We start from the raw sequence: 13,432 nt of genomic DNA on the forward strand, positions 1-13,432 counted from the left end.
GTGTAATAAATTTAATGTTATATTATATATTCACATAATACTTATACATTCCACAAATATAACTCTAATAAAGGCTCCCTGTGAAAGATTTACTCAAATTTTTTAAGATGCAACATACTCAAGTAGAAGAATTCAATGCAATTAAAATTGCGCTTGCTTCTCCAGATATGATTAGATCTTGGTCTTTTGGTGAAGTAAAAAAACCAGAAACTATTAATTACCGCACTTTCAAACCCGAGCGAGATGGTTTATTTTGTGCACGTATTTTTGGCCCTATTAAAGATTACGAATGTCTATGTGGTAAATATAAACGTCTAAAACATCGTGGAGTAGTCTGCGAAAAATGCGGGGTAGAAGTGACACAAAGTAAAGTACGACGAGAACGTATGGGACATATTGAATTAGCTTCTCCTACTGCCCATATCTGGTTCCTAAAATCATTACCATCACGTATTGGTTTATTATTAGATATGCCGTTACGCGATATCGAACGTGTTCTATATTTTGAATCCTATGTAGTAATCGAAAATGGTATGACTAGTCTCGAATGTCGCCAAATCTTAACTGAAGAGGAATATTTAGACGCATTAGAAGAATTTGGAGATGAATTCGAAGCAAAAATGGGCGCTGAAGCCATTCAAATTTTATTAAAAAATAAAAATTTAAAAAACGAATGCGAATTTCTAAGAGAAATGTTAGAAGATAGTAATTCTGAAACTAAACGTAAAAAAATAACAAAACGTATAAAATTAATTGAATCATTTATATATTCTGAAAATAAACCTGAATGGATGATTCTAAATGTATTGCCGGTGCTCCCTCCAGATTTAAGACCATTAGTTCCATTAGATGGAGGCCGTTTTGCTACTTCTGATTTAAATGATTTATATCGTCGTGTTATTAATAGAAACAACAGATTAAAACGATTATTAGATTTAGCCGCTCCAGAAATTATAGTACGTAATGAAAAAAGAATGCTTCAAGAAGCAGTGGATGCATTACTAGATAATGGACGTAGAGGTCGCGCAATTACTGGTTCCAATAAACGTCCTTTAAAATCTTTAGCTGATATGATTAAAGGTAAACAAGGTAGATTTCGACAGAATCTTTTAGGAAAACGTGTTGATTATTCTGGTCGTTCAGTAATTACTGTTGGTCCTTATTTAAAATTACATCAATGTGGACTACCAAAAAAAATGGCTTTAGAATTATTTAAACCATTTATTTATGGAAAATTAGAGTTACAGGGTTTTGCTAGCACTATCAAAGCTGCTAAGAAAATGGTAGATAGAGAAGAAGCTGTAGTATGGGATATTCTTGACAATGTAATTCGCGAACATCCAGTAATGTTAAATCGTGCTCCTACATTACATAGATTAGGTATTCAAGCTTTTGAGCCAGTTTTAGTGGAAGGAAAAGCCATTCAATTGCATCCATTAGTCTGTGCTGCATATAACGCTGATTTTGATGGAGATCAAATGGCAGTACATGTGCCGCTGACACTAGAAGCTCAATTAGAAGCTAGAGCTTTAATGATGTCAACCAACAATATATTATCTCCTGCTAATGGAGAGCCCATTATTGTCCCATCTCAAGACGTAGTATTAGGTTTGTACTATATGACGCGCGAGCGTGCAAATTCCAAAGGAGAAGGAATGGCATTAACTGGGCCAAAAGAAGCAGAATACCTCTATCGTCTAGGTTTAGCTGAACTACATGCTCGCATTAAAATACGTATTACTGAATATGAATATGAAAAAAATGGAGAATTGTTGAAAAAAACAAATATTGTTAACAGTACAATAGGACGCGCTATTTTTTGGATGATTATACCCAAAGGACTACCATTCATATTAGTCAATCAAGTATTAGGGAAAAAAGCTATATCTACAATGCTAAATAGTTGCTATCGTTTACTTGGATTAAAAGCTACTGTTATATTAGCTGATCAAATTATGTATACTGGATTCGCATACGCTGCTCGTTCTGGAGCTTCAGTCGGTATTGATGATATGATTATTCCTTCAAAAAAAGCTGATATAATTGATGAAGCAGAATCTGAAGTAGCCGAAATACAAGAACAATTTCAGACTGGACTAGTTACAGCAGGTGAGCGCTACAATAAAGTTATTGATATATGGGCTGCAGCCAATGAACGAGTGGCTCAAGCCATGATGGATAATTTAGCTACTGAAACTGTAATAAATCGAAATGGGCAAATAGAAATACAGCCATCATTCAATAATATTTTTATGATGGCAGACTCTGGAGCGCGTGGATCAGCGGCACAAATACGCCAACTTGCCGGTATGCGTGGTTTAATGGCAAAACCAGATGGCTCAATTATTGAAACACCTATTACTGCAAACTTCCGGGAAGGACTAAATGTATTACAGTATTTTATTTCTACACATGGGGCCCGTAAAGGATTAGCTGATACTGCTTTAAAAACGGCTAACTCTGGTTATTTAACACGGCGTCTAGTTGACGTAGCTCAAGATTTGGTAATTACACAAGATGACTGTAATACATTTTCCGGTATCATAATGAGTCCTGTCATTGAAGGCGGAGATGTAAAAGAACCTTTACGAGAACGTGTATTGGGCCGAGTTTCAGCAGAAGATATTTTAGAATCTAATAATAATGAAGATACTAAAGTATTAATTAAACGTAATACTTTATTAGACGAATATTGGTGTGATGTTTTAGATGAATATTCAATTGATACCGTTAAAGTGCGATCTGTTGTAACCTGTGATACTGACTTTGGTGTATGTGCAAAATGTTATGGCCGAGATTTAGCTAGAGGCCAACTTGTAAATAAAGGAGAAGCAATTGGCGTCATTGCGGCTCAATCTATAGGTGAACCAGGTACTCAATTAACAATGCGTACCTTTCATATCGGTGGAGCTGCCTCTAGATCTGCTTCAGAGTCAAGCATTCAAATCAAAAATAAAGGCACTGTTCACTTAAAAAATATTAAATCTGTAATAAATGGAGAAGGAAAATTAGTAATTACATCTCGTAACACTGAACTTAAAATTATCGATCAATTTTCTCGTACTAAAGAAAGTTATAAAGTACCTTATGGCGCCATAATAACAAAAAAAAATGGAGAAGAAGTAACACATGGAGAAATAGTAGCTTATTGGGATCCACATACTATGCCAGTGATTGCAGAAGTAAGCGGATTTATTCAATTTGTTGATATGGTAGATGGACAAAGCATCGTTAAACAAACTGATGAGTTAACAGGATTAACCTCTATTGTAGTATTAGATACCTCTGAACGTGTAAGTGGAGCTAAAGATTTAAGGCCCACATTAAAAATAGTAGATGTTAATGGTTACGATATTTTTATTCCAGGTACAGATGTTCCGGTACAATATTTTTTGCCTGGTAGAAGTGTGATCCAATTAGTGAATGGGTCAAGAATTATTTGTGGAGATACATTAGCGAGATTACCGCATGAAAGCGGTGGTACTAAAGATATTACCGGTGGGTTACCACGTGTTGCAGACCTATTCGAAGCACGTCGGCCAAAAGAATCAGCAATTTTAGCAGAAATTAGCGGAACAATTTCTTTTGGAAAAGAAACAAAAGGAAAACGGCGTTTGATGATCTCCCCCATAAATGATGATAAAGATGTTTATGAAGAAATGATTCCAAAATGGCGTCATCTTAATGTTTTTGAAGGTGAATATGTAGATCGCGGAGATATTATTTCTGATGGACCAGAATCTCCACACGACATTTTAAGATTACGTGGGGTGCATGCAGTAACTCGCTATATTGTTAATGAAGTACAAGATGTTTATCGTTTGCAAGGGGTAAAAATTAACGATAAACATATAGAGGTTATTGTGAGACAAATGCTACGTAAAGCTACTGTCATTCGATCAGGAAATTCTGATTTATTAGTAGGTGAACAAGTAGAATATTCACGTATTAAAATTACTAACCGAAAACTAGAAAATGAAGGAAAAATAAAAATAAGTTTCATGCGCAATTTATTAGGAATCACCAAAGCATCATTAGCTACAGAATCATTTATTTCTGCAGCATCTTTTCAAGAAACAACACGTGTATTAACTGAATCATCTGTAGCTGGGAAAAGAGATGAACTGCGCGGTCTTAAAGAAAACGTTATTGTTGGTAGATTAATTCCAGCCGGAACTGGCTATTCTTACCATCAGGAACGTATGCGTCACCGTCGTCACCTCAGTAATAAGGATGAAATAGAAAAATCTAAAACAACAACAAATATTTCTTCTCAAATTACAGCAGATGAAGCATCAGCAAACTTAACTGAATTGTTAAACGCTACATAACCTTTTATATTTTTAATTATGAAAATAATTATACTAATACATAATAGTATTACAAACTGTAACATACTAAGTGTAATAAATAATTAGCGATATACACCCAATATATAAAAATATAACTCAATTGTATTATTTATATATTGAATATAAATAATACAATTATTCTGTGTTGTTAAAACAAATCCTCTAACTTTATATCAAAATCGATGCATAACAAACCTTATATCTATGAATCCCTATAAAATATTAATAAAAAATAAATATCACTACCAAATTATATATATATATATCGTCTCTATATTAACGCAAACTTTACAACTAGTATTTATAAAACAAGATAAATTTTATCAAAATCATATTTTGAAGAATTAATGCCTAAAATGACGGATACGTGTAAAAATCATCGATATACCATATTTATCGGCAGTTTTAATAATTTCCTGATCTCGAATAGATCCTCCTGGTTGTATGATGCAACTAATACCTACTTCAGATGCAATACGTATTACATCAGGAAAAGGGAAAAAAGCATCAGAAGCCATCACTGATCCTTGAATACTCAACATACCTTGTTCTTTGAAAGAAACAGCTATTTTTACCGCATGTACTCGATTCATTTGGCCACTACCAATTCCAGTTGTTTGATAATTTTTGCCACAAACAATTGCATTAGATTTAACAAACTTAACTATTTTCCAACAAAATAATGCATCTTTCATCTCTTCGTTTGTTGGTTGACGAATAGTAACTGTTGTTAAACATTGCAAATCTGTTATTACATCATAATCCTGTACCAATAATCCTCCATTAATACGTTTAAAATCTATATCTGGTTTTCTCACAGTCCACACACCACATTCCAACACTCGTATATGTTTTTTACTAGATAAAATACTAAGACAATCTCTATCAATACTTGGTGCCACTATTGCTTCTACAAATTGTCGCTTAACGATAGTTTTAGCCGTGTTTTTATCTAAAGACCTATTAAAAGCAATAATTCCTCCAAATGCAGAAACAGGATCCGATTGATAAGCTTTAACATATGCTGAGCTAATTGTATTAGAAGTAGCAACACCACATGGATTAGTGTGTTTAACAATTACACAAGTTGGTTCATCAAATATTTTTACACATTCCAAAGCCGTATCCATATCTAAAACATTATTATAAGACAATGGCTTTCCTTGCAATTGATGAGCAGTAGCAATAGATCCCACTTGTTTCTCACATGTATCTATATAGAATGCTGCTCGTTGGTGCGGATTTTCCCCATAACACATATCTTGTTTTTTTATAAATTTAAGATTCATAAAAGTTAAATTTTTAGGAAAACAATGATAAGATTCATTATAATTGTTCTCATCGGTCATGGTAGTACAACGATTGTTTCTCAGCTGATCATTAAAATAATGAGAAATTGCATTATCATATTCAGCAACATATTTAAATGCTTTTACAGCTAAATGAAAACGAGTCTCTAAGCTAAGTAATCCATTACAATGATTAATTTCATCTAAAATTTTTTCATAACTATTGCTATTAACCACAGTAGCAACATTTTTATAATTTTTTGCTGCTGCTCTTACCATACTTGGGCCACTAATATCAATATATTCTAACATTTCTTCTTCAGAAGATATTTTGTTTTTCATTAACAAAGAATTAAACGAATAGAAATTAATCACTACCATATCAATTGGTTGAATATTATATTGGCGCATAACAGCATCATCTAATCCTCGTCTACCAAGAATTCCAGCATATATCTTGTAATGTAACGTTTTTATACGTCCATTCATCATTTCAGGTAACTTAATATAATCAGAAATTTTCAATACTGGTAACCCAGCATCAATTAATACTTGAGCCGTACCTCCAGTCGATAATAATTGAATGCCCCGTTCAATTAATGATTGAGCAAATTCTAAAATATTAGATTTATCAAACACACTAATTAACACACGACGAATGAACAATGATGATCGCGTCATATAGTATCCTCATAACAGCAAATTAAACTACAATATTAATTGCAATCTTACAAAAATTATACGTAATAACATAATTACAATATTATTATATATCATTTCCTAAAATGTTAAATTATTTAAATAATTTTAAGATAATCATAAAAAATTAATTTAACACTTTAAATAATAACCATTAAATTGTAGAAATAATCTTAAATACTATTGACATTAACTACAATCAATGCTAATGATATGTTTGTTTTATTTCGAAAATAATATGAAATACATATAATTGGAAACATAGTTCTTTAACAATTAAATTTTAGATAATTTATGTGGGCACTTACGCGAATATGAAAGATAGTACTTTACCATTTATAAAATATAAAAGTTAATTAATTAGTAGTTATGTATAAAAAAATTAATATACTTATTTGTTATAAATGGGAACTGATTTTAAATTGAAGAGTTTGATCATGGCTCAGATTGAACGCTGACGGTAAGCTTAACACATGCAAGTCGAGCGGCAGCAAGGAGCGACAATTTTGTTGCTCTGATTGGCAAGCGGCGAACGGGTGAGTAAAGTCTGGGGATCTACCCGATAGAGGGGGATAACTATTGGAAACGATAGCTAATACCGCATGAAGTCATAAAGACCAAAGTAGGGGACTTTATATTTTGTTCACAAGAAATAAAGCCTTATGCTATCGGATGAACCCAGATAGGATTAGCTAGTAGGCGGGGTAATAGCCCACCTAGGCCACGATCCTTAGCTGGTCTGAGAGGACGATCAGCCACACTGGAACTGAGACACGGTCCAGACTCTTACGGGAGGCAGCAGTGGGGAATATTGCACAATGGGGGAAACCCTGATGCAGCTATACCGTGTGTGTGAAGAAGGCCTTCGGGTTGTAAAGCACTTTCAATGGGGAAGAATTTAAATTTGATAATACCAATTTTAATTGACGTTACCCATACAAGAAGCACCGGCTAACTCCGTGCCAGCAGCCGCGGTAATACGGAGGGTGCAAGCGTTAATCGGAATTACTGGGCGTAAAGCGTACGTAGGTGGTTTATTAAGTCAGGTGTGAAATCCCTGAGCTCAACTTAGGAACTGCATTTGAAACTGATAAGCTAGAGTCTCGTAGAGGGGGGTAGAATTCCAGGTGTAGCGGTGAAATGCGTAGAGATCTGGAGGAATACCAGTGGCGAAGGCGGCCCCCTAGACGAAAACTGACACTCAAGTACGAAAGCATGGGGAGCAAACAGGATTAGATACCCTGGTAGTCCATGCCGTAAACGATGTCGATTTGAAGGTTGCAGACTTGATCTGTGGCTTTCGAAGCTAACGCGTTAAATCGACCGCCTGGGGAGTACGACCGCAAGGTTAAAACTCAAATGAATTGACGGGGGCCCGCACAAGCGGTGGAGCATGTGGTTTAATTCGATGCAACACGAAGAACCTTACCTACTCTTGACATCCAAAGAATCACATAGAAATATGAGAGTGCCTTCGGGAACTTTGAGACAGGTGCTGCATGGCTGTCGTCAGCTCGTGTTGTGAAATGTTGGGTTAAGTCCCGCAACGAGCGCAACCCTTATCCTTTGTTGCCAACGAGTAAAGTCGGGAACTCAAAGGAGACTGCCGGTGATAAACCGGAGGAAGGTGAGGATGACGTCAAGTCATCATGGCCCTTATGAGTAGGGCTACAAACGTGCTACAATGGCGTATACAAAGAGAAGCAATCTCGTAAGAGCAAGCAAACCTCATAAAGTACGTCTTAGTCCGGATTGGAGTCTGCAACTCGACTCCATGAAGTCGGAATCGCTAGTAATCGTGGATCAGAATGTCACGGTGAATACGTTCCCGGGCCTTGTACACACCGCCCGTCACACCATGGAAGTGGGTTGCAAAAGAAGTAAGTAGTTTAACCTTAGGGAGGGCACTTACCACTTTGTGATTCATGACTGGGGTGAAGTCGTAACAAGGTAACCGTAGGGGAACCTGCGGTTGGATCACCTCCTTACTTATCAAAAGTAATATAAGCGAAGCGCCCACATAGATTATTTAATGTTTTAGAGATATGACTAAGAATATATGATGGTAAATACCAAATTTTTATTTCGTTACAACTAGAGCTCTCAGGTCCCCTTCGTCTAGAGGTCTAGGACACTGCCCTTTCACGGCGGCAACAGGGGTTCAAAGCCCCTAGGGGACAATTTAACTTTTATAAATAAAAGTTTGGTATTTTATAGTTCTTTAACAATTAGGATAAAACTTAAATCTTAAACTTCTAAGATATTAGAAGTGGATAATATTATATTTAAGATTATTAGAATATAATACATATTAAGATGAATGTGTTCATATAGTAAAAGTAAATAGAATATAATTCATCTAATTAAATTAGAAGTCTGAGGATTGCGAAGTTAAGTAATTTAAGCGTACACGGTGAATGCCTTGGCAGTCAAAGGCGATGAAGGACGTGCTGATCTGCGAAAAGCATCGGTAAGCTGATGTGAAGCGTTTTAACCGGTGATTTCCGAATGGGGAAACCTAATGCAAACTAAATTGTGCATTATCATTTAGTAAATTCATAGCTAAATGAAGCAAACCAGAGGAACTGAAACATCTTAGTACTCTGAGGAACAGAAATCAATTTGAGATTCCCTTAGTAGCGGCGAGCGAACAGGGAACAGCCCAGAGTTATATGGTACCACTTATATATTAAGAGAATAATTTGGAAAAATTAGCAATATAGAGTGATAGCCTCGTATCTGAAAATATATTAGTTATCGTAACTCAACGAGTAGGACGAAACACGTGATATTTTGTCTGAAGATGGGGGGACCATCCTCCAAGGCTAAATACTCTTGACTGACCGATAGTGAACCAGTACCGTGAGGGAAAGGCGAAAAGAACCCCGGCGAGGGGAGTGAAATAGAACCTGAAACCGTGTACGTACAAGCAGTAGGAGCACGAATTATTGTTTATTTGTGTGACTGCGTACCTTTTGTATAATGGGTCAGCGACTTATATTCTGTAGCAAGGTTAACTAAATAAGGGAGCCATAGGGAAACCGAGTCTTAACTGGGCGTTAAGTTGCAGGATATAGACCCGAAACCCGGTGATCTAACCATGAACAGGTTGAAAATTAGGTAACACTGATTGGAGGACCGAACCGACTAATGTTGAAAAATTAGCGGATGATTTGTGGTTAGGGGTGAAAGGCCAATCAAACCGGGAGATAGCTGGTTCTCCCCGAAAGCTATTTAGGTAGCGCCTCGTAAACTCATCTTTGGGGGTAGAGCACTGTTTCGACTAGGGGTCTTCCCAGACTACCAACTCGATGCAAACTACGAATACCAAAGAATGCTATTACGGGAGACACACGGCGGGTGCTAACATTCGTCGTGGAGAGGGAAACAACCCAGATCGCCAGCTAAGGTCCCTAAGTCATGATTAAGTGGGAAACGATGTGAGAAGGCTTAGACAGCCAGGATGTTGGCTTAGAAGCAGCCATCATTTAAAGAAAGCGTAATAGCTCACTGGTCGAGTCGGCTTGCGCGGAAGATGTAACGGGGCTAAATCATGCACCGAAGCTGCGGCAATAATATTTTATAATTTAATATTTTTGTATTGATGATTAATATCAAATATAAAATTTATTGGGTAGGGGAGCGTTCTGTAAGCCTGAGAAGGTGTGTTGTAAAACATGCTGGAGGTATCAGAAGTGCGAATGCTGACATAAGTAACGATAAAGCGGGTGAAAAACCCGCTCGCCGAAAAACTAAGGGTTCCTGTCCAACGTTAATCGGGGCAGGGTAAGTCGACCCCTAAGGCGAGGCCAACAGGCGTAGCTGATGGAAAACAGGTTAATATTCCTGTACTAGATATAACTGCGATGGGGGGACGAAGAAAGCTAGGTTCTCCGAGGATCGGTAGTCTCGGTTTAAACGTGTAAGCGGAAAGATTCAGGAAAATCCGTTCTTTCTAACGCTGAGGCGCTATGACGAGCCATCAAGATGGCGAAGGAATTAATGCTATACTTCCAAGAAAATCCTCTAAGCTTCAGGTTACATCTAATCGTACTATAAACCGACACAGGTGGTTAGGTAGAGAATACTCAGGCGCTTGAGAGAACTCGGGTGAAGGAACTAGGCAAAATAGTGCCGTAACTTCGGGAGAAGGCACGCTGGAATGTAAGTGACAGAACAATAATAAATATATTGCTTCTGAAGCTGAACCCAGTCGAAGATACCAGCTGGCTGCAACTGTTTATTAAAAACACAGCACTGTGCAAACACGAAAGTGGACGTATACGGTGTGACGCCTGCCCGGTGCCGGAAGGTTAATTGAGAGGGTTATCTTTTTATTTTGTTTTTATAATAAAAGAAAAGCTCTTGATCGAAGCCTCGGTAAACGGCGGCCGTAACTATAACGGTCCTAAGGTAGCGAAATTCCTTGTCGGGTAAGTTCCGACCTGCACGAATGGCGTAATGATGGCCAGACTGTCTCCACCCGAGACTCAGTGAAATTGAATTCGCCGTGAAGATGCGGCGTACCCGCGGCAAGACGGAAAGACCCCGTGAACCTTTACTATAGCTTGATACTGAATGTTAAATATTGATGTGTAGGATAGGTGGGAGGCTATGAAGTAACAGCGCTAGCTTTTATGGAGCCATCCTTGAAATACCACCCTTTAACATTTGATATTCTAACTTAGGTCCGTTATCCGGTCCAAGGACAGTGTCTGGTGGGTAGTTTGACTGGGGCGGTCTCCTCCCAAAGAGTAACGGAGGAGCACAAAGGTTAGCTAATCACGGTTGGACATCGTGAGGTTAGTGCAAAGGCATAAGCTAGCTTAACTGCGAGAGTGACGATTCGAGCAGATGCGAAAGCAGGTCTTAGTGATCCGGTGGTTCTGAATGGAAAGGCCATCGCTCAACGGATAAAAGGTACTCCGGGGATAACAGGCTAATACCGCCCAAGAGTTCATATCGACGGCGGTGTTTGGCACCTCGATGTCGGCTCATCACATCCTGGGGCTGCAGTAGGTCCCAAGGGTATGGCTGTTCGCCATTTAAAGTGGTACGCGAGCTGGGTTTAGAACGTCGTGAGACAGTTCGGTCCCTATCTGCCGTGGGCGTTGGAAGATTGAGAGGGGCTGCTCCTAGTACGAGAGGACCGGAGTGGACGCACCGCTGGTGTTCGGGTTGTCATGCCAATGGCATTGCCCGGTAGCTACGTGCGGAAAAGATAACCGCTGAAAGCATATAAGCGGGAAACTTGCCTCAAGATGAGTCTTCCCTGAGGATAAAAAAGTCCTCCTAAAGGGACGTTAAAGACGATGACGTTGATAGGTCGGATGTATAAGCACTGTAAGGTGTTGAGCTAACCGATACTAATGACCCGTGAGAACTTAACTTCGCAATACCTGAGACTTCTATTTCTACATATAGAATATTATTATACTAGATTTAGATTGAAACCAAGACAAAAAAAGTAAACAAAAAAGTAATATTCTTATAAAATACGATTAATTAATCGATCAAACCTAAGTTTGCGAATTCTGTGAAGAAACTGTCCTACCTTTATAGGATAATTTGATATGTGTTGCAGCGACGTATAATGCATGATGGAACTAGTGTGTAAACGAATAGTATTTAATTCTTTATTATTTTGACTTAATAACATCTTACATGGATCATGTACAAGCAAAGCGTTTTCCAAATCAAACCTTAAAGATCTAGGATTTAAATTATTTCCAGTAAGCAACTGCCACTCGTCATCCACCCAAATTCCTTTGACATGATATCCATTATTACCTTCTCTCCACATCCGAACTGTTAATTGTTTATTATCAATATAGTTTTGCAATTTTTTTAAAAAATAACGCAAATTTAATTCATACAAATATGGTAAAACACTAATTAACGTAAATGGTTTATTAGAAGGAATATAAAAATCATTAGCGATCTTATCTCCTACAATAATTTCTATATTCCTCCCCTTATGTAACAAATAAATTAAAGTATTTATTAGAACATTTGGCATATTAAAATAAGGCGTACATAATATAATTTTACTCTTTGATGAACAAATTAAATGGTAAATCGTTTGATTAAGTTCACTATTTTTACCTAAACCAACCAACGGAGCTATCGCCAATTCATTAAATGTCGCATTACCCTGATAACAATAACAAACTCTTCTTAAATTACGACGCAGCAAACGAATATCATTTTTACTATGCTTATTCAATTTACCCAAAGAACTTTCACATCCTAATTTATTAATTACCCTTGAAGACAATAACTCTTTATCAATATAATCTAACATAATATTAGATAACTGACGATTCCGTATTATATGATATCGATCATATCGATACTTAGCGTTTACATGCAAATATTCATCACTCAAACTAGCGCCGCTATACAATATTTGATCATCAATAATAAATCCCTTCAAATGAAGAACCCCTAATACCTCACTTACATTAATTGGTATTCCATATATTGCAATTTCCGTATTAGGATACTTATTTATAAGATCTATATACCAATCAATATTCGTACATTTTTTAGCCGAACCCGAACCAATACGACTTCTCTTAGCACGATGCCAATCCACCAAAATTATAATTCTAATTTTAGGACGAATTTGTTTAACTCGAAATAAAGCATCAATAATTTTTTTACCACCTTGATCGTCTTCTAAATAAAGTGTTACTAAACAAATATGATGACATGCTCGAGAAATAGCATACAATAATTCACTACTAAACTCTTTAGGGCTATACAAAATCTTAAAATAATCCATTCTCTGAACAATTTTAGGTAACTCTACAAGAAATTTTTTATGATCATCAAACTTATTTAAAATATTAAATTTCATCTTTTTATAATAAAAACACAAACACTTTACTTTATATCAATTAAAAAACTAATACTCAAAAATAATTAATAATATAATCATCATATATATACAATAAACAGTCCAATCCAATAAATAAATTCATACTACATATACACATAAATTTCCGTAACATTCTCATTATTTTAAATGAAAATTGTAAAACAATTAAAATCGTAATAAAAGTTTTTTTACATTATATTTAATTATTA

General features: G+C 36.5%; 3 protein-coding genes, 1 tRNA gene and 2 rRNA genes. 4 read left to right on the top strand and 2 right to left on the bottom strand.

The annotated features are described in order from the left end of the window. The first annotated feature begins 80 nt into the window (after nt 1–80). On the top strand, nt 81–4,331 hold the full coding sequence (gene rpoC, locus VOI34_RS01005; RefSeq protein WP_331828601.1) for a DNA-directed RNA polymerase subunit beta': 4,251 nt from the start codon (nt 81–83) through the stop codon (nt 4,329–4,331). Between the two features lie 365 nt (nt 4,332–4,696). Here rpoC and purH read toward each other — a convergent pair whose 3' ends face one another. Beyond that, nucleotides 4,697–6,322 carry a bifunctional phosphoribosylaminoimidazolecarboxamide formyltransferase/IMP cyclohydrolase gene (gene purH, locus VOI34_RS01010; RefSeq protein WP_331828602.1) on the bottom strand — a complete coding sequence of 542 codons (1,626 nt, stop codon included), beginning with the start codon at nt 6,320–6,322 and terminating at the stop codon, nt 4,697–4,699. 437 nt (nt 6,323–6,759) lie between these two features. Between purH and VOI34_RS01015 the strand changes: the two genes are divergently transcribed. The 3 genes from VOI34_RS01015 (at nt 6,760) to VOI34_RS01025 (ending at nt 11,731) form a co-directional block, all read left to right on the top strand. Next, nucleotides 6,760–8,328 (top strand): 16S ribosomal RNA (locus VOI34_RS01015). Between the two features lie 119 nt (nt 8,329–8,447). Further along, nucleotides 8,448–8,520, top strand: a tRNA-Glu gene (locus VOI34_RS01020). Nucleotides 8,521–8,730: 210 nt separating this feature from the next. Further along, nucleotides 8,731–11,731, top strand: a 23S ribosomal RNA gene (locus VOI34_RS01025). Together the 16S and 23S rRNA genes with 1 tRNA gene alongside form the textbook arrangement of a ribosomal RNA operon. A 97-nt stretch (nt 11,732–11,828) precedes the next feature. Here the strand turns inward: VOI34_RS01025 and pssA are convergent. Next, nucleotides 11,829–13,202, bottom strand: a complete 1,374-nt coding sequence (pssA, locus tag VOI34_RS01030; protein WP_331828603.1) for a CDP-diacylglycerol--serine O-phosphatidyltransferase — start codon at nt 13,200–13,202, stop codon at nt 11,829–11,831. Between the last annotated feature and the right edge of the window lie 230 nt (nt 13,203–13,432).

Source organism: Candidatus Blochmannia sp. SNP (assembly GCF_036549215.1).
Classification (GTDB): Bacteria; Pseudomonadota; Gammaproteobacteria; order Enterobacterales; family Enterobacteriaceae; genus Blochmanniella.

What these genes read in the sequence shown, in the direction of transcription:
- purH (WP_331828602.1), bottom strand. Translation starts at nt 6,322, where the DNA reads ATGACGCGATCATCATTGTTCATTCGTCGTGTGTTAATTAGTGTGTTT.
- pssA (WP_331828603.1), bottom strand. Translation starts at nt 13,202, where the DNA reads ATGAAATTTAATATTTTAAATAAGTTTGATGATCATAAAAAATTTCTT.